Source organism: Massilia sp. TWR1-2-2, from assembly GCF_049897565.1.
Classification (GTDB): Bacteria; Pseudomonadota; Gammaproteobacteria; order Burkholderiales; family Burkholderiaceae_D; genus JAFCUW01.
In genome coordinates this window covers 57225-80294 of sequence record NZ_JAFCWM010000016.1, presented here as the reverse complement: position 1 = coordinate 80294, position 23070 = coordinate 57225, and the positions used below count along the sequence as shown (strand labels likewise).

At 62.7% G+C, this 23070-nt stretch carries 18 protein-coding genes; 6 read left to right on the top strand and 12 right to left on the bottom strand.

Features of this window, described 5'->3' with window-relative positions:
- Positions 1-9 precede the first annotated feature (9 nt).
- From coaBC to ACP7DD_RS16580, 12 genes are all read right to left on the bottom strand, one after another.
- Positions 10-1227 (bottom strand): bifunctional phosphopantothenoylcysteine decarboxylase/phosphopantothenate--cysteine ligase CoaBC, encoded by a 1218-nt coding sequence (coaBC, locus tag ACP7DD_RS16635; protein WP_426175959.1) that lies wholly within the window; start codon positions 1225-1227, stop codon positions 10-12.
- Positions 1228-1276: 49 nt separating this feature from the next.
- A complete protein-coding gene (gene lspA / locus ACP7DD_RS16630) occupies positions 1277-1795 on the bottom strand; it encodes a signal peptidase II (RefSeq protein WP_426175915.1) in 519 nt (172 codons plus the stop codon).
- Positions 1796-1824: 29 nt separating this feature from the next.
- Positions 1825-4707 (bottom strand): isoleucine--tRNA ligase, encoded by a 2883-nt coding sequence (gene ileS / locus ACP7DD_RS16625; RefSeq protein ID WP_426175914.1) that lies wholly within the window; start codon positions 4705-4707, stop codon positions 1825-1827.
- A gap of 64 nt (positions 4708-4771) precedes the next feature.
- On the bottom strand, positions 4772-5743 hold the full coding sequence (locus ACP7DD_RS16620) for a bifunctional riboflavin kinase/FAD synthetase (RefSeq protein WP_426175913.1): 972 nt from the start codon (positions 5741-5743) through the stop codon (positions 4772-4774).
- Between the two features lie 151 nt (positions 5744-5894).
- Positions 5895-7115, bottom strand: a complete 1221-nt coding sequence (locus tag ACP7DD_RS16615; protein WP_426175912.1) for a tetratricopeptide repeat protein — start codon at positions 7113-7115, stop codon at positions 5895-5897.
- 70 nt (positions 7116-7185) lie between these two features.
- Positions 7186-7620, bottom strand: coding sequence for an ExbD/TolR family protein (locus ACP7DD_RS16610; protein ID WP_426175911.1), 435 nt, complete (start codon positions 7618-7620; stop codon positions 7186-7188).
- A 68-nt stretch (positions 7621-7688) separates the two neighbouring features.
- Positions 7689-8117 carry an ExbD/TolR family protein gene (locus ACP7DD_RS16605; protein ID WP_426175910.1) on the bottom strand — a complete coding sequence of 143 codons (429 nt, stop codon included), beginning with the start codon at positions 8115-8117 and terminating at the stop codon, positions 7689-7691.
- A gap of 3 nt (positions 8118-8120) precedes the next feature.
- Positions 8121-9053, bottom strand: a complete 933-nt coding sequence (locus ACP7DD_RS16600) for a MotA/TolQ/ExbB proton channel family protein (protein WP_426175909.1) — start codon at positions 9051-9053, stop codon at positions 8121-8123.
- A gap of 86 nt (positions 9054-9139) precedes the next feature.
- Positions 9140-9802, bottom strand: coding sequence for an energy transducer TonB (locus ACP7DD_RS16595; protein ID WP_426175908.1), 663 nt, complete (start codon positions 9800-9802; stop codon positions 9140-9142).
- Positions 9803-10334: 532 nt separating this feature from the next.
- Positions 10335-11861, bottom strand: coding sequence for a SpoVR family protein (locus ACP7DD_RS16590; RefSeq protein WP_426175907.1), 1527 nt, complete (start codon positions 11859-11861; stop codon positions 10335-10337).
- A gap of 26 nt (positions 11862-11887) precedes the next feature.
- Complete coding sequence (locus ACP7DD_RS16585; RefSeq protein ID WP_426175906.1) at positions 11888-13156, bottom strand: YeaH/YhbH family protein; 1269 nt, start codon at positions 13154-13156, stop codon at positions 11888-11890.
- A gap of 71 nt (positions 13157-13227) precedes the next feature.
- Positions 13228-15150 (bottom strand): PrkA family serine protein kinase, encoded by a 1923-nt coding sequence (locus ACP7DD_RS16580; RefSeq protein ID WP_426175905.1) that lies wholly within the window; start codon positions 15148-15150, stop codon positions 13228-13230.
- Positions 15151-15154: 4 nt separating this feature from the next.
- Between ACP7DD_RS16580 and ACP7DD_RS16575 the strand changes: the two genes are divergently transcribed.
- From ACP7DD_RS16575 to ACP7DD_RS16550, 6 genes are all read left to right on the top strand, one after another.
- Positions 15155-15409: a hypothetical protein gene (locus ACP7DD_RS16575; RefSeq protein WP_426175904.1), complete on the top strand. Its 255-nt coding sequence runs from the start codon at positions 15155-15157 to the stop codon at positions 15407-15409.
- Between the two features lie 314 nt (positions 15410-15723).
- Positions 15724-16737 (top strand): adenosine deaminase, encoded by a 1014-nt coding sequence (locus tag ACP7DD_RS16570; protein WP_426175903.1) that lies wholly within the window; start codon positions 15724-15726, stop codon positions 16735-16737.
- Positions 16738-16743: 6 nt separating this feature from the next.
- Positions 16744-19266, top strand: a complete 2523-nt coding sequence (locus ACP7DD_RS16565) for an ABC transporter permease (protein WP_426175902.1) — start codon at positions 16744-16746, stop codon at positions 19264-19266.
- A gap of 38 nt (positions 19267-19304) precedes the next feature.
- Entirely contained in the window at positions 19305-19703 is a 399-nt protein-coding gene (locus ACP7DD_RS16560; protein WP_426175901.1) for a group II truncated hemoglobin, read from the top strand.
- A complete protein-coding gene (locus ACP7DD_RS16555; RefSeq protein WP_426175900.1) occupies positions 19703-21025 on the top strand; it encodes a DNA recombination protein RmuC in 1323 nt (440 codons plus the stop codon). Before ACP7DD_RS16560 ends, ACP7DD_RS16555 begins: the two co-directional genes overlap by 1 nt.
- Before the next feature lie 17 nt (positions 21026-21042).
- Entirely contained in the window at positions 21043-23040 is a 1998-nt protein-coding gene (locus ACP7DD_RS16550; RefSeq protein WP_426175899.1) for an acyl CoA:acetate/3-ketoacid CoA transferase, read from the top strand.
- Positions 23041-23070 lie beyond the last annotated feature (30 nt).

The following is a 23070-nucleotide window of genomic DNA, read 5'->3' as shown; positions in this document are numbered from 1 at the left end:
GTTTGTCTGTTACGTCAGCAGGGAGCGCTGGTCGATCCGCTTGGCGATCTCGGAAATGAGCTGGCGCGCCAGCGTGAGCTTGTCGGCGCGCGGCAGCACGGTGTGGCCGCTTTCGTCGAACAGGATTACTGTGTTGTCATCCTGACCGAAAGTCTGGGGGCCGATATTGCCGACCAACAGAGGAATCCCCTTTTTCTCGCGCTTGATTGCGCCAAATTCAAGCAGGTTCTCCGATTCGGCGGCGAAGCCGACGCAGTATGGCCATCCGGAAATAGATGTGGTGGCGGCGACCGACGCCAGGATGTCGGCGTTCTGCGCGAATTCGAGCTGCGGCGCGCCGCCGTCGTGCTTTTTCATTTTCTGTTCGCTGGCGTTGGTGACGCGCCAGTCGGCCACCGCGGCGACGCCGATGAAGACGTGCTGGCCACCGACGGCGGCCATCACGGCGTCATGCATCTGCTGCGCGCTTTGCACGTTCTCGCGGCGCACGCCGTGCGGCGTGGGCAGCGTGGTCGGGCCGGACACCAGCACCACGTCGGCGCCGGCTTCGCGCGCCGCGCGCGCCACAGCGTAACCCATCTTACCGGACGACAGGTTGGTAATGCCGCGCACCGGATCGATCGCTTCGAACGTCGGGCCGGCGGTGATCAGGACGCGGCGCCCGGCCAGCACCTTCGGCTGGAACGAGGCGACCAGTTCTTCGAGCAGTTCGTCCGGTTCGAGCATGCGGCCAAAGCCGGTCTCGCCGCACGCCTGGTCGCCGGCGGCCGGACCGAAGATGCACAGGCCGTCGGCGCGCAGCTGGGCGACGTTGCGGCGCGTGGCCGGGTTGTCCCACATCTCGACATTCATGGCCGGCGCGATATGCAGCGGCACGTCGCGCGGGCGCGCCAGGCACAAGGTCGACAGCAGGTCGTCGCTGGCGCCGTGCGCCAGCTTGCGGATGAAGTCCGCCGAGCAGGGTGCGATCAGGATGGCGTCGGCGCCGCGCGTGAGGTCGATGTGCGCCATGTTGTTGGCGATGCGCGCATCCCACTGGTCGGTGTGCACCGGGTTGCCCGACAGCGCCTGCATTGTCACGCTGCCGATGAAATGGGTGGCAGCTTCCGTCATCACGACCTGGACGACCGCGCCTTCCTTGATCAGCTGGCGGCACAGGTCGGCCGCCTTGTAGCAGGCCACCCCGCCGGACAGGCCGAGGACGATCTTCTTGCCCTTCAAATCCATCGTCATGCAAGCTCCCTGGTCAGTTCTTGCTAGTTCTTGCTAGTTCTTGCTAGTTCTTGTTAACGCGGCGCAGTTCGTCGTAGATGAACAGCGCGGCGCCGAGACAGATCGCACTGTCGGCGATGTTAAACGCCGGGAAGTGGCCAACGCCGCGGAAATGGAAATCGAGGAAATCGATGACATGGCCGTACAGCAGGCGGTCGATGACGTTGCCGATGGCGCCGCCCATGATCAGCGACAGCGCCCAGCAGTACAGGCGCTGGGTGCCGTGGCGGCGCAGCTGGTGGATGATGAACGCCACCGCGACCACGCCGATGGCGGTGAAGAAGTAGCGCTGCCAGCCGCTCTCGTTGGACAGGAAGCTGAAGGCGGCGCCGCGGTTATACGCCAGCACCAGGTTGAAGAACGACGTGATCACCTTCTCTTCGCCGAACACGAACAGCTTGGAGATGGCGATCTTCGACAGCTGGTCGCACAGCACGACGATGGCGGCGATGCCGAGCCACGGCATCAGGCTGGCGCCGTTCTTCGGACGGGTGGAGAAGGTTGTTGTTTTTTTAGTTGCCATGGTTCTCAGTCAGGATAGTGTGGGCCAGCTTAAGCGAAAGCGCGTCGTTCGCCGCCGCCAAACAGGTTGCTCACGCAGCGGCTGCACAGGCCCGCGTGCTCGGCGTGGCTGCCGACGTCGGGGCGGTAGTGCCAGCAGCGCTCGCACTTCGGCGCCAGCGACGCGGTCACTTCGATCGCTTGGTCCGCTTCCGCGGCCGCAACGACTTTCGCCTGCGAGGTGATGAAGACGAAGCGCAGGTCGTCGTCCAGGCTGGCGAGCAGCTTGTACTTCGCCGGCGCGGCCTTGATGGTCAGCTCGGCCTGCAGCGACGAACCGATCGCGCCCGATGCACGCAGCTCTTCGAGCTGCTTGGTGACGTCGGCGCGCACTTCGCGCAAGGCGGTGTACTTCTCCAGCAACGCATCGGCGTCAAGCATCACCGGCAGCTCCCAGTAGGTCTGGGTGAAGATGGTTTCGTCGCTGGCGGCGTACGCGTCGGCGCCGGCGAACACAGCCCACGCTTCCTCGGCGGTGAACGACAGCGTCGGCGCCATTACGCGCAGCAGGCTTTGCGCGATGTGCCACAGCGCGGTCTGGGCCGAGCGGCGCGCATGCGAGCCGACCGCGGTGGTGTACAGGCGGTCCTTCAGGATGTCGAGGTAGAAGCCGCCCAGGTCTTCCGAGCAGTAGTTCTGCAGGCGGGCGATCACCGGCTGGAATTCGAAGCGCTCGTAATGGGCCAGGATTTCTCTCTGCAGCGCGGCCATGCTGGCGATCGCGTAGCGGTCGATTTCCAGCAGTTGTGCGCCCGGCACGGCGTGTGCCGTCGGATCGAAGTCGGACGTGTTGGCCAGCAGGAAGCGCAGCGTATTGCGGATACGGCGGTACGATTCGGTGACGCGCTTGAGGATCTCTTCCGAGATCGCCAGTTCGCCCGTGTAGTCGGTCGAGGCGACCCACAGGCGCAGGATGTCGGCCCCCAAGGTGTCGGAGATCTTCTGCGGCGCCAGCGTGTTACCGAGCGACTTCGACATCTTCTTGCCTTCGGCATCGACCGTGAAGCCGTGCGTGAGCAGCGCCTTGTACGGCGCGCGCCCGTTGAGCATGGCCGACGTCAGCAGCGACGAGTGGAACCAGCCGCGGTGCTGGTCCGAGCCTTCCAGGTACAGGTCGGCGGGGAAGGCCAGCTGCTCCCTGTGCGAGCCGCGCAGCACGGTCTGGTGGGTGGCGCCGGAGTCGAACCAGACGTCGAGCGTGTCGCGGTTCTTGACGTACATGTCGGCGTCGTCGCCGAGCAGGTCTTTCGGCTCGATCGTCAGCCAGGCGTCGATGCCGCGCTGTTCGAACAGCTTGGCGACCTGCTCGATCAGTTCGGGCGTGCGCGGGTGCAGCTGGCCGGTTTCCTTGTGCAGGAAGAAGGCCATCGGAACGCCCCACTGGCGCTGGCGCGACAGCGTCCAGTCGGGCCGGTTCGCGATCATGCCGTGCAGGCGCGCCTGGCCCCAGTCGGGGAAGAAGGCGGTCTCGCCGATCGCTTTCAGCGCCGTTTCGCGCAGGGTCGGGCCGCCGTCCTTCGGCGTGGTGTCCATGCCGGCGAACCACTGCGAGGTGGCGCGGTAGACGATCGGCGTCTTGTGGCGCCAGCAGTGCATGTAGCTGTGGTCGAACATCTTCAACTCGAACAGCGCGCCCGCCTCGGTCAGCGCGGCGCAGATCGGCTTGGACGCTTCCCAGATGGTCAGGCCGCCGAACAGCGGCAACGTCGACGCGAAGCGGCCGTCGCCCATTACCGGGGTCAGGATCTGGTCGTCCTGCATGCCGTGCGCCTTGCACGAAATGAAGTCGTCGAGGCCGTAGGCCGGCGCCGAGTGGACCACGCCGGTGCCGCTGTCGGTGGTGACGTAGTCGGCCAGGTACATGGGCGACAGGCGGTCGTAGAACGCGTCCTGGGCGTGCAGCGGGTGCCTGAAGCTGATGCCCTCCAGCGCGGCGCCGGGCGCGGTGGCGATCACCGTGCCACCGAGCTTGTAGCGCTGCAGGCACGATTCGACCAGATCAGCGGCCAGGATCAGCAGCAATGGCTTGCCGGCGCGTTCGGTTTGCACCAGCGCGTAGGTGATCTCGCCGTTGACGTTGAGCGCCTGGTTCGACGGGATGGTCCACGGCGTGGTGGTCCAGATGACGATGAAGCCGTCGCTTGGCGGCAGCGCGGCCAGGCCGAAGGCGGCGGCCAGCTTGTCATGCTCGGCAAAGGCGAAGCCGACGTCGATTGCCGGGTCGCGCTTGTCCTGGTATTCGACTTCCGCTTCGGCCAGCGCCGAGCCGCAATCGAAGCACCAGTTGACCGGTTTGAGGCCGCGGTACACATAGCCTTTTTCCAGCAGCGTGCCGAGCGCGCGCAGTTCGTTCGCTTCGTTCTCGAACGCCATCGTCAGGTAAGGATTGTCCCATTCGCCCAGCACGCCCAGGCGGATGAAGCCGGCGCGCTGGCGGTCAACCTGCTCGAGCGCATACGCGCGCGCCTTGGCCAGGACTTCGGCCGTCGGCAGGTTTTTACCGTACAGTTTTTCGATCTGGATCTCGATCGGCATGCCGTGGCAGTCCCAGCCCGGCACGTACGGCGCGTCGAAGCCGGCCAAAGTGCGCGCCTTGACGACCATGTCCTTCAAGATCTTGTTGACCGCGTGGCCGAGGTGGATATCGCCGTTGGCGTACGGCGGGCCGTCGTGCAGGATGAATTTCGGGCGGCCGGCGGCGGCGCGGCGCACGCGCTCGTAGACTTTCTTGTCCTGCCATTGCTGGACCCAGCCCGGCTCGCGCTTGGCGAGGTCGCCGCGCATCGGGAACGGCGTATCGGTCATGTTGACCGGGTACTTGCTGTCGGCTTTCCTGGATTGTTTCGGCGCTGCTGGTTTGCTGGTATCGGACATGTTCTTCTTCAAGGGTGATGTTGGGCTGGATGTCGGCGCCGGCGAGGGCGGGGCAAGATCCGCTTCAAATTCGATCGGTGGCGGTCAGGGCGCTTGGGCGCTGGGCAAAGTAGCCGCGTGCGTGGCTGGCGTCGTGCTCGATGGCCGCGGTGAGGGTCGCGAGGTCGTCGTATTTTTCTTCGTCGCGGATTTTCTCGAGGAACTCGACGCGCACCAGTTTGCCGTAGCAGGACGCGGCGAAGTCGAACAGGTGCACCTCGAGCAGCACGCGGCCGCTGTCGTCGACGGTCGGACGCACGCCGATGCTGGCCACCGCCGGCAGCGGCTGCGGCCCGAGGCCGTGCACGCGCACGACGAAGATGCCCGACAGCGCCGGGCGGTGCGCCACGCGCAGGTTCAGGGTCGGAAAACCGAGCGTGCGGCCAAGCTTCTGGCCATGGATGACGTGGCCGGAGATGGCGTAGGTGTGGCCGAGCAGGGCGCGCGCCTGGTCGAAGTCGCCCGCTGCCAGCGCCGCGCGCACCGCCGACGACGAGATGCGCTGCTCGCCATGCATCACCGTTTGCAGCGTCTCGACGTGAAAGCCGAGGCGCTTGCCTTCTTCGATCAGCATGGCGACGGTGCCGGCGCGCCGGGCGCCGTAGCAGAAGTCGTCGCCGACCATCAGCCACTTGACGTGCAGGCCCTCGACGAGCACGCGGCTGGTGAATTCTTCCGGCGCCATGGCAGCGAAGTGGGCGTTGAAGTGTTCGACGATGACGCGGTCGATGCCGGCGTCGGCGAGCGACTCGAGCTTGTCGCGCAGGTTGGCGATGCGGCTCGGCGCGCGCGACAGGTCGCCGGCGCGGGCGGCGAAAAATTCGCGCGGGTGGGGCTCGAACGTCATTACCGCCGCTTCGAGCTCGAGCGCGGAGGCGGCGGCGCGCACGCGCGCCAACAATGCCTGGTGGCCGAGGTGGACACCGTCAAAGTTGCCGATCGTGAGGGCGCAGGGCGCGCGCGCCCTGTCGTTGGGGATTCCCCGGAATACCTTCATGGTTGGGTATCGTAAAGCGTGCGAAATAGCGATTATACGGTCAAGTTGCGGCTTGCACACTGTGGCCGGGGCATGTTCGATGGCAACAAAGCAAAAAAGCGCCACCCGCGGGGGCGGGCAGCGCTTTTCAAGGGGACAGCCGCGAGGGCGATCAGGCCATCGGATGGTTGATGGCCATGATCCAGTAGCGTGCCAGCTCGGCAGTACCGTCCTTGCCGCCGACCGTCTTGAGGGTGGTGATCGCTTGCTGTTTCTTGCCGGCGGTAGCGTATGCCTCGCCCAGGCGCAGCTTGGCGTCTTCCGGATTGCGCAGGCCGCCGGCCTTGATGGCTGCCGTCATCATTGCCAGGCCCTTGTCGGCCTGACCGGCTTGCACCAGGCCGTAGCCCATTGCCAACAGGCCTTCGTTGTCCTTGGCCTTGACCAGCGCCGCTTCGTCGACCGCCTGGTTCTTGTTGTTGTCAGCCAGGGTCTTCTCGGCCAGTGCCTTCAGGCGCTGGTGGCGCTCCGCTTCGGCGCCGACGCCGAGGATGCCGGCCTTGTAGCCCTTGTCGATGACCTTGATCGCCTCGGCCGGGGCCTTGGCCTGGATCAGCAACTGCGCCATTTCGACCAGTTCGCTTGGCTTTTTCAGCAGGTTGTTGGCCAGCTTGAGGCGGTAGACGTCGACCGTCAGGCGGTTCGAGAAGGTCGGGGTGCCGGTGACGCGATTGAGCAGGTCGGTCCAGTACGATGCCTTCGGATAGGACGCGGCCAGCTTCTCGATCGTGTTGACGTAGCCGACCTTGTCGCCCTTTTTCAGGTAGATGTTCGCCAGCAGGCCGAGCTGATCTTCGTTCAGCGTGCCCATTTGCTTCAGTTCCGATTCGGCCTGGGCGTAGTTGCCCATGCTGTAGTAATTCTGCACCAGGTAGGCGCGCAGCTTCGGATCGTTCTTGTCTTTCAGCAGCCGGTTGATGGTGGCGTTGGCCTTGCCAAAATCGCGCGCACGCATGTGGATGCCGACCAGGCCTTCGGTGAATTTCTCGCGCTCGCCGGCCGACAGCTTGCCGGAGGCGATCAGCGCCTCGAACGACTTGGCGGCGGCATCGTTGTCGCCCGCGGCCGAGGCGGCGGCGGCGCGCACGCGCTCGATCAGGTAGTCTTCATTGGCGGTCTTGCCGTTGGCGCGTTCGGCTTCGTTCAACTTGGCCAGCGCTTCGCGGTTCTTACCTTGCTTCATCAGCGCTTGCGCTGCCTGTAGCGGGATGCCTATTTCCGGACGCATGGTTTCGGCCGCGTACGCGGTGGACAAGCCGAGAACCGGGGTTGCTGCGGTGAAGCCGAGAGCGGCCATGACGAGACCGAGGTGTGCGAGACGGATTTTGGACATTGTCTGGAATTCTTTCATTCAAATAGAGAAACGGCAGGGGATACCTGCCGTGTTCGTCAAACTAAAACGATTACTGGAACTGTTCGTTACCAACCATGCCGATCTTGGTTACCCCGAGACGCTGCGCCGTTGCCATGACGCCGGCAACGTGCTTGTACTCAACCAGCTTGTTAGGGCGCAGGTGCACCTCTGGCTGGTCTGCCTGGGCCGAGACGCTGGACATCTTCTGCTCCAGGGTCGCGCGATCAGGCACCGCGACGTTGTCCCACAAGATCGTGCCATCGAAGTCGACGTCGATCGTGATGACGACCGGGTCCTTCGTTGGCGGCGGAGGATTACCGACCGGCATATTCAGATTGACCGAATGGTTCTGCTTCGGAATCGTAATAATCAACATGATAATCAAGACCAACATCACGTCGATCAAGGGTGTCATGTTCATTTCCATCATTGGTTCCGGATCAGCATTCTTGCTGCCGGAGCCTGAGCCGATGCTCATACTCATGGTGTGTCCTTTTCAAATGTTGGGTGTCCCCCGCTCGCGCCCAGCTGCCGGCACCGGCGGGGAGGGTGTTAGCCCTTGTCAGGCGGTTCGGTAATGAAACCGACCTTCTGGACCCCAGCACGTTGTGCCGTGTAAACCACTTTGCCGATGAACTCGTAGCGCGTTCCCTGATCGCCACGAACGTGTACTTCCGGCTGAGGCAGCTTGACCGACTCTTTTTTCAAAAACTCGAACAGTTCGTCCGTGTTCGCGAGCCGCTTCTGGTTCCAGTACATATCGCCGTCCTTGTTGACCACGATATTGACGTCTTCCGGCTTGGTCTTGACAACCTGGTTGACCTCGTTTGGCAGAGAAATCTTCTGCAACTTCAATACAACCGGGCTGGTAATCAGGAAGATGATCAGCAGAACCAACATGATGTCGACGAGCGGCGTCGTGTTGATTTCTGACATGACTGCATCTTCATCTCCGTCATCGGAGCCGACACTCATCGACATAATTTATCCAATCTTTTTGGCACCGGCCAGGCGGCCAGCTTCGCTGGTCGACATCGCGCCGGAAATCAGGACCGAGTGGACGTCGGCGCTAAACGAGCGGACGTCTTCCATTGCGCTCTTGTTACGACGCACGAGCCAGTTGTAACCGAGAACTGCTGGAACTGCAACGAACAGACCAAACGCGGTCATGATCAGTGCTTCGCCGACTGGACCTGCAACCTTGTCGATCGATGCGTTACCGGTCATGCCGATGTTGGTCAGCGCGCCGTAGATACCCCAAACCGTACCGAACAGACCGATAAACGGCGAGGTCGAACCGACGGTTGCCAGGAACGACAGGCCATCTTGCAGACGCGACTGAACTTTTTCAACAGCGCGCTGGATCGACATCGTCACCCAGGTCGACAGGTCGATCTGCTCAAGCAGGGCGCCGTCGTGATGCTGGGTAGCCTTGGTGCCGGTTTCAGCGATGAAGCGGAATGGGCTGCCTTCTTTCAGAGCGGCCGAACCAGCTGCGATCGACGATGCCTTCCAGAATTTAGCCGAAGTCTCTTTCGACTGCTTCATGATCTTGGCCTGGTCGATCAGCTTGGTGATGATGATGTACCACGAACCCATCGACATCAGCGACAGGATGATGATGGTTGCACGTGGCACGAAACCACCGTTCCACACTGCCATTGGGCCGAATGGGTTTTCAACTTCTTCCTTGCCGCCGGCAGCCACTGGTGCTGGCGCTGCGGCATCGGCTGGCGCGGCGGCGGCAGCTGGAGCTGCGGCAGGGTCTGCTGCTGGCGCGGTGGCCGCTGGTGCGGCGGCGGTATCCGCGGCTTTTGGCGCGTCAGCGAAAGCTGGTGCCGACACCAGCGCAGCTGCTGCGGTTACCGAGAACAGGACAGCCGCCAGGACAGCGGACAAACGGGTATTCTTAAACATGCTTCCTCCAAATATATAAAATAATCAGTTCGCTGAACATATTGACAACGAAAAATCACAAGTTGGGACGTTGATGCTGCCCCGAGTTATTCCAGCGTCCAGACATATTGCATTTGCATCCACGCTTTTTCTGGTTTGCCGTCGACCGAGCCAGGCTTGAAGCGGCACTTGCTGATACCAGCAACGGCTGCTTTATCCAGGTCACGGAAGCCGCTCGACTTCAGAATCTTCGAGTCAGCAACGCGGCCGTCTTCGCCCACCAGGAACTGCAGCGTGACGGTACCGGTCTCTTCATTGCGCAAGGAGGCTTTCGGCCACTCTGGTTTAGCGCAAGTGTTGAAATCGGCCACTGCTGCAATGCGCACAGGGTTTGGATTGGTGGCCGCTGCAGGTGCAGGCGGAGCCGGAGGCGCAGGCTTGGCCAGTTCATTCGATACTGGCTTCGCCGTGGACGACACAGCAATCGCGCTTTGCACCGGGGGAGGCTGCTGCACATTGACCTCGACTGGCGGAATGAACGGTGGCGGTGGAGCCTTCATTTCCGGCGGAGGAGGCGGTGGTGGAATTTCCTTCGGGGGAGGAGGTGCCTGCTCCTCGATAATCTTGGTCTCCACTGCTTCAGCCATTTTCGTGACCATACGCTTGCCGAGACCGGTGACGATCCCATAGGCGACGATCAAGTGCAAGACGAGAACAATGGCGATCCCAGTGAAATTCTTCCCGGGCTGCTTATCATGCGAAAAATTCATGCCTGCTTTCTCCAATACCAACTCTTTTTGTTGCTACTTAAACCCACAAAACACGACAGATACTACGGTCGCATCCGGGACATCGGCGAATTATACCTACGAATTCTTTTTAGCACAGAGTTTTTTAATTGGTCAAACTACGCCAAATTTGCACCTAAAAATGGCGCTGGCCTGCTCTGTTTCGCACCAAAAAAACGCTGCACTGTTGGTAAAATTGATAGATAGAATAACCACTGCCTGCGGGGTCACTTTGACGCACGCGGAACATCCCGCATTTGAAGGGCCATGCCCCAGAACAATCGACCGCCGGGCATCCAATACGGCGAATTGCGTATGGCGGGGTCATGGCGATTATGCTAACTATAGACAGTTTTGCCAACCGGTGGCGTACTGTTGAAAATGGTCCTGGCGCGCCGTGGCGGTGCGTCGGGTATAGCGGGAGGTGATGGGAGGTCGCAGACTTGCTATGACCGCGCCGGCACTATATATAGTTGGCTGTATATATAGTACAGGCGCCGGTGGGGGGGGGAGGTCAGTTGCGCGAGCGTTTTTCGCGCCGGCATTCGAGGCTGCTGACGATGTTGCCCTGGGGGTCAACCGTCTCTAGACGCACGTCGAAGCCCCACAGGCGGGCGACATGCTTGAGCACTTCCTGTGCCTGCTGGTTCAGCGGGCGGCGCTGGAACTGCGTGTGGCGCAAGGTCAGCGCACGGTCGTCGCGTGTATTTACTTGCCAGACCTGGATGTTCGGTTCACGGTTGCCCAGGTTGTACTGTTCGGCCAGCTGCTGGCGCACGTAGCGGTAGCCCCGTTCGTCGTGAATTGCCGAAATGGTCAGCTTCTCCTTGCGGTCGTCGTCGAGCACGGCGAAGAAGTGGAAATCGCGGATCAGCTTGGGCGACAGGTACTGCGCGATGAAGCTCTCGTCCTTGAAATTGCGCATGGCAAAGTCGAGCGTCTTGCGCCAGTCGCTGCCGGCAATGCCGGGGAACCATTCGCGGTCTTCCGGCGTCGGGTCTTCGCAGATGCGGCGGATGTCGGTCATCATCGCGAACCCCAGCGCATACGGATTGATGCCGCTGTAATACTGGCTGGTGGCCGACGGCTGGAACACCACGTTGGTATGGCTTTGCAAAAACTCCATCATGAAGCCGTCGCCAACGATGCCTTCCTTGTACAGCTCCTGCAAGATGGTGTAGTGCCAGAACGTCGCCCACCCCTCGTTCATGACCTGGGTCTGGCGCTGCGGATAGAAATACTGCGAGATCTTGCGCGTGATGCGCACCATCTCGCGCTGCCACGGCTCCAGCAAGGGTGCGTACTTCTCGATGAAGTACAGCAGGTTTTCCTCGGGCTCGGGCGGGAAGCGCGGCACCGGCGCGTCCGCTTCCTGCTCGTCCTTGCGCGGCACCGTGCGCCACAGCGCATTGACCTGAGACTGGGCGTAATCCTCGCGCTCCTTCTGGCGCGCGGTCTCTTGCGCCAGCGACAGCTTGGCCGGCCGCTTGTAGCGGTCGACACCATAGTTTTGCAGCGCGTGGCACGAGTCGAGGATCATTTCGACGGCGTCGATGCCGTGGCGCTGCTCGCACTCGGCGATGTAGTTCTTGGCGAACACCATGTAATCGACGATCGCGTCGGCATCGGTCCAGGTGCGGAACAGGTAGTTGCCCTTGAAGAAAGAGTTGTGGCCGTACGCCGCATGCGCGATCACCAGCGCCTGCATTGTCAGGCTGTTCTCTTCCATCAGATAGGCGATGCAGGGATTCGAGTTGATGACGATCTCGTAGGCCAGGCCCATCTGGCCGCGCTTGTAGCTCTTTTCAGTCGACAGGAAATGCTTGCCGAACGACCAGTGGTTATACGAGACCGGCATGCCCACCGAGGTGTAGGCATCCATCATTTGCTCGGCAGTGATGATCTCGAGCTGGTTCGGGTAGGTGTCGAGGCCAAAATTCTTGGCGACGCGGCGGATTTCTTCGTGTGCCTGCTCGATCAGGTCGAAGGTCCACTCCGACTGTTCGGGCAGGGCGCGCGGGTTTTTCGGATCTCTTGGCATGGTGTGCTCACTGTGCTCGAATCAACTCATTTCGGCTGCTTTTTGAAAAGCTCGCGGAACACCGGATAGATGTCGGCCGGCGTGACGATTTTCTGCATCGCGAAGTTGGGATGGTGGTCGCCCACTTCGGCGTATTGCTCCCACAGATTCTGCTGCGGGCCGTCGGTAATTTCGACATAGGTGTAGTACTGCACGGCCGGCATGATCGTGTTGATGAGGAGCTGCTTGCACAGCACCGAGTCGTTGTCCCAGTTGTCGCCGTCGGACGCCTGCGCGACGTAGCTGTTCCACTCGCCGCTGCCGTAGCGCTCGCCGATAATTTTCTGCAGCAGGTGCAGTGCCGACGACACGACCGTGCCGCCCGACTCGCGCGAATGGAAAAATTCGTTTTCGTCGACCTCGGCGGCGGCCGTGTGGTGACGGATGAAGACGACCTCGATCTTGTCGTAGGCGCGCTTGAGGAACAGGTACAGCAAGATGAAAAAGCGCTTGGCGGTGTCCTTGCGGCTTTCGTCCATCGAGCCGGACACGTCCATGATGCAAAACATCACCGCCTGGGTCGATGGCTTCGGCACCTTGATGCGGTTGCTGTAGCGCAGGTCGAACGGATCGATGAACGGGATGGCGATCAGCTTGGTGTGCAAATGGTGCACCAGGCGTTTCAGTTCGACCACGCGCGGGTCGTCCAGCGCCACGCCTTCCTCGAGCAGCTTGACCAGTTCGTGTTCGGCGACGGTGAGCTGCTTGCGCGACGAGCCGCCGACGGCGATGCGCCGGCCGAGCGCGCCGCGCAGCGAGCGCAGCACGTGGATGTTCGATGGCGTACCGGACATGTTGTAGCCGGCGCGCTGGTTCTTGAACTCGGTCGTCTGGGTCAGCTGCGTCTTGACCATGTTCGGCAGTTCCAGGTCTTCGAAGAAGTAGTTCATGAATTCTTCGCGCGACAGCTCGAAGATGAAGTCATCCTCGTTGGTCTGGTCGCTATTGCCTGCCTTGCCGCGGCCGGAACCGCCGCCGCCGCGGGGGCGGTTGAACTGGTCGCCCTTCTGGTACTCCTTGTTGCCCGGGTTGACGGTTTCCCAGACGCCACCGTGGGCGTGGCCGAAATTCGGCTCGTTGACATCCTTGACGGGAATCGATACCTTCTCGCCATTTTCGATGTCAGTAATCGAGCGACCCTTGATCGCACGGCCGACAGCGTCCTTGATCTGGCTTTTGTAACGCCGCAGGAAACGCTCTCGGTTGATCGCTGACTTGTTCTTGCCCTGCAAGCGTCGGTCGATGAGATAAGTCAAAACGTGTCTCCTGCTCAGAATCGCGGCGGGCCGGCCGAAAGTGCCGGCCCCTCTATCTTAATACGCCGCCGCTAAGAAGACTTCCGCACACGCAGATACCACTCACACAGTAGGCGAACTTGTTTCGCGGTGTAGCCTTTTTCCACCATGCGCGCGACAAAGTCGGCGTGCTTGTTGGCGTCCTCGGCCGACGCCTTGGCGTTGAACGAGATGACCGGGAGCAGTTCCTCGGTGTTCGAGAACATCTTCTTCTCGATGACGGTACGGAATTTCTCGTAGCTCGTCCAGGCCGGGTTCTTGCCGCCGTTGGTGGCGCGCGCGCGCAATCCGAAGTTGACGATCTCGTTGCGGAAATCTTTCGGGTTGGAGATGCCGGCCGGCTTCTCGATCTTTTCCAGTTCGCTGTTGAGCGAGTCGCGGTCGAACGATTCGCCGGTGTCCGGATCGCGGAACTCCTGGTCCTGGATCCAGAAGTCGGCGAACGTGACGTAGCGGTCGAAAATGTTCTGGCCGTATTCCGAATAGCTTTCCAGGTAGGCGGTCTGGATTTCCTTGCCGATGAAGTCGACGTAGCGCTGCGCCAGGTGTTCCTTGATATACGACATGTAGCGCTGCTCGGTTTCGGGCGCGAACTGCTCGCGCTCGATCTGCTGCTCGAGTACATATAGCAGGTGCACCGGGTTGGCCGCCACTTCCGTGTTGTCGAAGTTAAAGACCTTCGACAGGATCTTGAAGGCGAAACGGGTCGACAAGCCATTCATGCCTTCGTCGACGCCGGCATAGTCGACGTATTCGTGCATCGACTTGGCCTTCGGATCGGTGTCCTTCAGGTTCTCGCCGTCGTACACCAGCATCTTGCTGAAGATGCTAGAGTTTTCCGGGTCCTTCAGGCGCGACAGGATCGCGAACTGCGCCATCATCTTCATCGTGCCCGGCGCGCACGGGGCCTGCTCGAGCGACGAGTTGCGGATCAGCTTGTCGTAGATCTTGATCTCGTCCGTCACGCGCAGGCAATACGGCACCTTGACTATATAGATACGGTCGAGGAAAGCCTCGTTGTTGCGGTTGTTGCGGAAGGTTTTCCACTCCGACTCGTTGGAGTGGGCCAGCACGATGCCGTCGAACGGAATCGCGCCGAAGCCTTCGGTGCCCTTGTAGTTGCCTTCCTGGGTGGCCGTCAGCAGCGGGTGCAGCACCTTGATCGGCGCCTTGAACATCTCGACAAATTCCATCAGGCCCTGATTGCCGAGGCACAGGCCGCCCGAGTAGCTGTAGGCGTCCGGATCGTCCTGCGCATAGTCTTCCAGCTTGCGGATGTCGACCTTGCCGACCAGCGAGGAGATGTCCTGGTTATTCTCGTCGCCGGGCTCGGTCTTGGAGATGGCGATCTGCTTGAGCATGGACGGATAGCGCTTGACGACGCGGAACTTGTTGATGTCGCCGTTAAATTCGTGCAGGCGCTTCACCGCCCAGGGGCTCGGAATGGTGCGCAGGTAGCGGCGCGGGATGCCGTAGTCCTCTTCGAGGATGACGCCGTCTTCGTCTTCGTTGAACAGGCCGAGCGGCGATTCGTTGACGGGCGAGCCCTTCAGGCAATAGAACGGCACCTGCTCCATCAGCGACTTGAGTTTTTCGGCGATCGACGACTTGCCGCCGCCGACCGGCCCGAGCAGGTAGAGAATCTGCTTGCGCTCTTCCAGCCCCTGGGCGGCATGGCGGAAGTACGACACCACCTGCTCGATGACTTCCTCGGTGCCGTAGAAATCCTTGAACGCGGGATACAACTTGATGACCTTGTTGGCGAAAATGCGCGACAGCCGCGTGTCGTTGCGGGTGTCGACAAGCGTCGGCTCGCCGATCGCCGCCAGCATACGCTCCGGCGCCGTGGCGTACGTCAGGTGATCTTTCTTGCACAGTGCCAAATACTCAGAAAGGGAAAATTCCTCTTCCCGGGTACGCTCATAACGAGCTGCGTAGTTGTCAAAAATGGTCATTTGAATGTCCTTTAATGTGCATGTAAGCATTGTCACTGTCGCCGGCAGAATTGCTGTCCCGGCCCTGGTCTGGCGTTCTCCTCTTTTTAATCGCCAGGAGCGTTTCCTGATCCAAACATCTGAAACAAAAAACGACTGTCGATATCTTAATTTTTACCCGGATTTTTCCGGTGATTTTCGCGTCGTGGCAACGTCTTCTTACGCCTATGAAATTTATTATGTGCTTAATGCAAGCGGAAGTCAAAGCAATGTCGTGTGAACGATTGAAACTCCCGTAAGCCATTGATATGTATGATGAAAGATCGAGTTGAGCGGTGCTTTTTGTGTCTTATTGCAGCCTCATCCGGGCAAGTTTATTGGCCTCCTGGCAAGCCTGATCGCGACAGTTAACTGAACAGCATCGGGTCGAAAATTCTTACATCGATCTTGCGTCAGCTGGCCGAACAGTGGCGCGCGAAAAACGGCTATATGTGACAAACTTTCCGCAATGAATCTGACCCTCGGCGAACCCTTCCGGCTCCTTGCGCTACACTGTCTGCCAACGCGTAACGAATCAAATTCCTGGAGAGCAAAATGCCCAATGATCAGTTGCGAATTCTTTTGCAGCGAATGCCTAAGGCAGAATTGCACATACACATCGAAGGGTCACTCGAACCTGAGCTAATCTTTGAGTTGGCTCAAAGAAACGGGGTCAAACTGGCTCATGAATCAGTCGACAGTCTGCGCAAAGCTTATGCATTCGATAATTTGCAGTCTTTTCTCGATATTTATTACGCCGGCGCCAGCGTCTTGCTCAAGGAGCGGGATTTCTATGACATGACGATGGCCTACCTGCGCCGCGCGGCGCAGGACAACGTGCGCCATGCCGAGATCTTTTTCGACCCGCAGACGCACATGGCGCGCGGGGTGCCGTTCCAGACCGTGGTCGACGGCATCTGGCGCGCCTGCCAGGACGGCCCGATCAGCGCCACCCTGATCATGTGCTTCCTGCGCCACCTGAGCGAGGACGACGCCCTCGCCACGCTGGAAGAGGCGCTGCCGTATCGCGACAAGATCATCGGCGTCGGCCTCGACTCGTCGGAAGTGGGCCACCCGCCGGAGAAATTTACCCGCGTGTTCGAGCGCTGCCGCCAGCTCGGCCTGCACCTGGTTGCCCACGCCGGCGAGGAGGGCCCGCCGGCCTACATCGAGACCGCGCTCGACCTGCTCAATGTCGAGCGAATCGACCACGGCGTGCGCTGCCTCGAGGATCCGCTGCTGACGGCGCGCCTGGCGCGCGAGCAGATCGCGCTGACGGTGTGCCCGCTGTCGAACATCAAGCTGCGCGTGTTCGGCGACATGGGCGAGCACAATTTGCTGGCGCTGCTCGATGCGGGGCTGGCCGCGACGGTCAACTCGGACGACCCGGCCTACTTCGGCGGCTACATGAATGCCAATTTCCTTGCCGCGTTCGACGCGCTGCCGCTGACCGCGGCGCACGCGCACCAGCTGGCGCGCAACAGCTTCACCGCCTCGTTCCTCGAGCCGGAAGCCAAGCGCGCCTTCATCGACGAACTCGATGCCTGTTTTGCCAATGATAAGGTGTAAGAAGTCATGCTGACTCAATCGTTCCGGATGACCGCGCGCGACTGGCGCGCCGGAGAACTGCGCTTCCTGCTGGTGGCGCTGATCATCGCCGTCGCCTCGCTGTCGGCGGTGGGCTTTTTCATCGACCGCATGCGCTCAAGCCTGAATCGCGACGCGCACCAGTTGCTCGGCGCCGACCTGCTGGTCAATGGCGACCAGCCGGTGCGCGCGGAATGGCGCGCCGAGGCGCAGCGGCGCGGCCTGGTGCTGGCTGACACCGTCACCTTCCCCAGCATGGCGCAGGCAGGCGAGGGCGAGCAGTCGCTGGCGCAGCTGGCGTCGATCAAGGCGGTCAGCCAGGGCTATCCGCTGCGCGGGCAGGTGAAAGTGACGCGCGACGCGGGCGACGTCAAGGGCGTCAAGACCGACGCCACGCCGGCGCCCGGCACCGTGTGGGTCGACGCCAACGTGCTGACGGCCTTGAAGACGTCGGTCGGCGGCGCCATCAAGGTCGGCGACAAGAGCTTCACCATCGTCCAGATCATCGCCGCCGAACCGGACCGCGGTCCGTCGTTCGCCAATTTCGCGCCGCGCGTCATGCTGTCCATGGCAGACCTGGCCGCCACCGGCCTGGTCGACAACGGTTCGCGCGTGACCTACCGGATGCAGGTGGCGTCGCCGTCGTCGAACGATTTTGCGCCGGTGGCGCAGTACGAGCAGTGGCTCAAGGCGCGCATCGCCGAAGCGGGCGCCAAGGGCGTGCGGATCGAATCGCTGGAAAACGGCCGTCCCGAAATGCGCGCCACGCTGGACCGGGCCGACCGCTTCCTGTCGCTGGTCGGCCTGCTGTCGGCGATGCTGGCGGCGGTGGCCGTGGCGATGGCGGCGCGCCGCTTCATGCTGCGCCACCTGGACGCCTGCGCCATGCTGCGCTGCCTGGGCCTGTCGCAGAATGAAGTGAGCGCGCTGTACCTGATCGAGTTCGTGCTGGTCGGCCTGGCCGGCAGCGTGCTCGGCGTGCTGGTCGGCTTCGGCGCCCACTACGTACTGCTCGAGCTGATTGGAAGATTCATCAGCACCGACCTGCCGCCGGTGTCGCTGCTGCCGGCGCTGCAGGGCATCGCCACCGGCATGCTGCTGCTGGTCGGCTTCGCGCTGCCGCCGGTGCTCCAGCTGCGCAATGTGCCGCACAACCGCGTGATCCGCCGCGAGCAGGCGGCGCCGCAGGCGATGGCGCTGGCCACCTACGGCTTCGGCGTTGCCGCGTTTGTCGCGCTGTTGCTGTGGCAGGCCGGCGACACCAGGCTGGCGCTGCTGACGGCGGTCGGGTTCCTTGCCGGCTTCGGCCTGTTCGCGCTGGCCGGCTGGCTTGGCCTGCTGTCGCTGCGCCGGCTGCGCGGCGCGTTCGACCACCAGAGCTGGCGCTTTGCCGTCAGCGCGCTGCAGCGCCGGCCGGGAGCGACCATCGTGCAGGTGGTGTCGCTGGCGCTTGGCCTGATGGCGCTGCTACTGCTGACAGTGGTACGCGGCGACCTGATGGGCGCCTGGCGCAGCGCCACGCCGGCCGATGCGCCGAACCGATTCATCATCAACATCATGCCGGACCAGCGCGAGCAGGTCGAACAGAAGCTGGTGGCCGCTGGCGTCAAGGACGCGGTGCTGTACCCCATGATCCGCGGGCGCCTGACGGCGGTCAACGACCAGCCGATCACCGCCACGACGTATCAGGCGGACGACGCGCGCCGGCTGGCCGACCGCGAATTCAACCTGTCGAGCATGAAGCAGATGCAGACATCGAACCAGATCATCGCCGGCAAGTGGTACGAGGATAAACCCGGCATGGCCGAAGCGTCGGTCGAGCAGGGCATCGCCAAGACGCTGCGCATCAAGCTTGGCGACACCATGCGTTTCGATATCGCCGGCCAGATCGTGAATGCGCGGGTGACGAGCCTGCGCAAGCTCGAATGGGGTTCGATGCGCGCCAACTTCTTCGTCATCATCAATCCGCAGGCGATGAAGGAAACGCCGCAGACGCTGATGACGGCATTTCACCTGCCGCCGTCCGGCACTGGCCTGACCAACGCGCTGACGCGCGAATTTCCGAACCTGACCGTGATCGATGTCAGCGGCATCATCTCGCAGCTGCAGGAGGTGCTCGACCAGGTGGTGACGGCGGTCGAATTCCTGTTCCTGTTTACGCTGGCCTCGGGCGTGCTGGTGCTGTATGCCGCGCTGATGGGATCGCAGGACGAGCGCACGCGCGAATCGGGCCTGCTGCGCGCATTGGGCGCGACGCGCCGGCAGCTGTCGCAGGCGCAGTGGATCGAGTTCTCGCTGGTGGGCGGCTTGTCCGGTCTGCTGGCGGCGAGCGGCGCCGCGGCGCTGGGCTGGGCGCTGGCGACGTACCAGTTCAAGTTCGAGTGGACCTTCAGCCCGGTGGTGTGGATGGCCGGCGTTGCGGTCGGCGTGGCGTGCGCGATTGCCGGCGGCTGGCTGGGACTGCGCAATGTGCTCAAACAGCCGCCGCTGCAGACGCTGCGCCAGGGCTGATGCGCTAGTGGGGCATGACGAGCCGGCCGTGCGTTATCATGGCGGGCATGACCCAATCCCCCACTTTGTATGACACCATCGGCGGCCAACAGCGTCTGCGCGAGCTGGTCGACCGCTTCTACGACCTGATGGAGCTCGAGCCCGAGTTCGCCGGCATCCGCGCGCTGCACCCGACGCCGATGGACGGCTCGCGCGACAAGCTGTTCATGTTCCTGTCCGGCTGGATGGGCGGCCCCGACCTGTTCGTCGAACGCCACGGCCACCCGCGGCTGCGCGCGCGCCACCTGCCGTTTGCGATCGGCAGCAGCGAGCGCGATCAGTGGCTGCGCGCGATGGCGTGGGCGATGGAAGACGTCGGCATCGACGAGGCGCTGCGCCTGCGGCTGATGGAGTCGTTCTACCAGACCGCCGACTGGATGCGGAACAAGGCCGACTGATGACGCAGACAGAATTCATCATCCTCGCGCTGCTGGCGGCAGTGGCCATCGTGCTGCTGCTGGTGCTGTTGATGCGCGGACGCGGCAACCACGACGCCCAGTTCGAGCGGCTCGAACGCGCGCTGCAGGCCGGCCTTCAGGCGACACGGCAGGAGCTGGCCGTCAGCATGGCCCACAATCACGCCGGCAGCGTGCAGCAGCTTGACGGCATGCGCCAGCAGATCCACACGCAGGGCGCCAGCGGGCGCGAAGAACAGGCAGTCACGCTCAAGCGCCTGGCCGACACACTTAGCCGAAGCATTTCCGCGCTGACCGAGTCGAACGCGCAGCGCATGCTGGAAGTGCGCGAGACGCTGGAGGCGAAGATCAAGGACCTGCAACTTGACAACGCGGCGCGCCTGGAAGAGATGCGCAAGACCGTCGACGAAAAGCTGCACGCCACGCTCGAGACGCGGCTGACCGAATCGTTCCGGGTGGTGTCGGAAAGGCTCGAGAAGGTCCACCAGGGCCTGGGCGAAATGCAGCAGCTGGCCATCGGCGTGGGCGACCTGAAACGGGTGCTGACGAATGTGAAGACGCGCGGCACCTGGGGCGAAGTGCAGCTCGAGATGCTGCTCGAGCAGGTGCTCACCGCAGACCAGTATGCAAAGAACGTCGAAACCATTCCCGGCACCGGCGCGCGGGTGGAATTTGCCATCAAGCTGCCCGGCAGCGTCGATGGCGGCGCGCCGGTGTGGCTGCCGATCGACGCCAAGTTCCCGAAGGAGCAGTACGAGCGCCTGGTCGAAGCTGCCGACCGCGCCGATGCCGACGGCGTGCAGCAGTTCGGCCGCGACCTCGAGCGCGCGGTGCGCGGCGAAGCCAAAACCATCTGCGAAAAATACCTGTCGCCGCCGCTGACGACCGATTTCGCCATCCTGTTCCTGCCGACTGAAGGGCTGTATGCGGAGGTGATGCGGCGTCCCGGCCTGGCCGACGACCTGCAGCGTACGCTGCGCGTCAGCATCGCCGGGCCGTCGACCCTGGCGGCCATCCTCAGCAGCCTGCAGATGGGCTTTCGCACGCTGGCGCTGGAGAAGCGTTCGTCCGAGGTGTGGCAGGTGCTGGGCGCGGTCAAGACCGAGTTCGGCAAGTTCGGCGATGTGCTCAGCCAGACCCGCCTGACCCTGGAGCGGGCCGCCAAGAACATCGAAAGCGCCGAAGTGCGTAGCCGCCAGATGGCGCGCAAGTTAAAATCGGTGGAAGCGTTGCCGAGCGAAGAGGCGCAACTGATGCTGGGACCCGACATCGACCATGCGGAGTTGGACAGCCCCGGCGGATAACCGTCATCGGAGACACCATGCCACCACGTACCCCGGCGCTGCCGGCGCACGCCATCGGTTCGGCGAACCGCACCAAGATCGTCAGCGCTCTCGATGCGGTAAGCCTGATCCACGATGGGGATACGGTTGCCACCGGCGGCTTCGTCGGCATCGGCTTTGCCGAGAACATCGCGGTGGCGCTGGAACAGACGTTCCTGGCGGGCGAAGGCGGGCAGCGCCATCCGCGCGACCTGACCTTGGTGTATGCGGCCGGGCAGGGCGACGGCCGTGACCGCGGCCTGAACCACCTGGCGCACGCGGGGCTGGTCAAGCGCGTCATTGGCGGGCACTGGAGCCTGGTGCCCAAGCTCCAGACGCTGGCGATGACGAACCAGATCGAGGCGTACAACCTGCCGCAAGGCGTCATCAGCCAGCTGTTTCGCGATACCGCGGCCGGCAAGCCGGGACTGCTGACGCACGTGGGCCTGGGCACCTTCGTCGATCCGCGTTTCGGTGGCGGCAAGATCAACGCCAGCACCCACGAGGACCTGGTCGAAGTGATGACGGTGGGCGGCAAGGAGTGCCTGTTCTACAAGGCGCTGCCGATCCAGGTCGGCATCATCCGCGGCACCACCGCCGACGCCAACGGCAACGTGACGATGGAGAAGGAAGCGCTGACGCTCGAAGCGCTTGCCATCGCGATGGCGGCGCACAATTCGGGCGGCATCGTCATCGTGCAGGTCGAGCGGATCGCCGAAAACGGCAGCCTCAATCCGCGCGAGGTCAAGATCCCCGGCATCCTGGTCGACTGCGTGGTGGTGGCCGAAAAGCCCGAATACCACATGCAGACCTTCGCCGAGCCGTACAGCGCGGCGTTTGCCAGCGAACTGCGGGTGCCGCTGTCGTCGATCGCGCCGATGCCGCTGTGCGAGCGCAAGGTGATCGCGCGGCGCGCGCTGATGGAGCTGCGGCCGAACGACGTCGTCAACCTCGGCATCGGCATGCCGGAAGGCGTGGCCAGCGTGGCGGCCGAAGAGAAGCTGCTCGACCTGATCACGCTGACGGCGGAGCCGGGCGTCATCGGCGGCATTCCCGCCGGCGGCCTCAATTTTGGCGCCGCCACGAATGCCGACGCGATCATCGACCAGCCGTACCAGTTCGACTTCTACGATGGCGGCGGGCTCGATGTCGCCTGCCTTGGCCTGGCGCAGGCGGACCGCTGCGGCAACCTGAACGTCAGCAAATTCGGCAGCAGGCTGGCCGGCGCCGGCGGCTTTATCAACATCAGCCAGAATGCCAAGAAGGTGGTGTTCGTCGGTACCTTCACGGCCGGCGGGCTGAAGATCGCCATCCGTGGCGGCAAGCTGCAGATCGTCGAAGAGGGCGCGTCGCGCAAGTTCATCGACGAGGTCGAGCACCGCACCTACTCGGGCAAGTACGCGCTCGAGCGCGGTCAGACGGCGCTGTACGTGACCGAGCGCTGCGTGTTCAAGCTGGTCGACAGCGGCCTGGAGCTGATCGAGATCGCGCCCGGCGTCGACCTGCAGCGCGACATCCTGGCCCACATGGGTTTTGTGCCGGCGATCAGTGCAGACCTGAAGCTGATGGACGCGCGCATCTTTGCCCCCGCGGCGATGGGCTGGCGCACGCCGATGCTGGCGCAGCCGCTCGAACAGCGCCTCACGTACGATGCGCAAAAGCGCCTGTTCTTCGTCAATTTCGAAGGATTCGAAGTATCGTCGATGGCCGACATCGACGCCGTCAGCGTTCTGGTGGCGGCGCGCCTGGCGCCGGTCGGGCGCAAGGTTCCCGCCATCGTCAACTACGACAACTTCACGATCGCGCCGGACCTGCTCGATGCGTATGTGGAGATGGTCAACGCGCTGACGGAGCGCTTTTACAGCCGCGTGACGCGCTACACGCACAGCACCTTCATGCGCGCGTATGTGGGCGCCGCTTTCACGCGCAGTAACAAAGAGCCGGCGCTGTATGCGAGTCCGGCCGAAGCGTTGTCGAAACTGGCGGACGACGAATAGCCGACCCGGTTTTTAGTTCGCGGGCTGAGG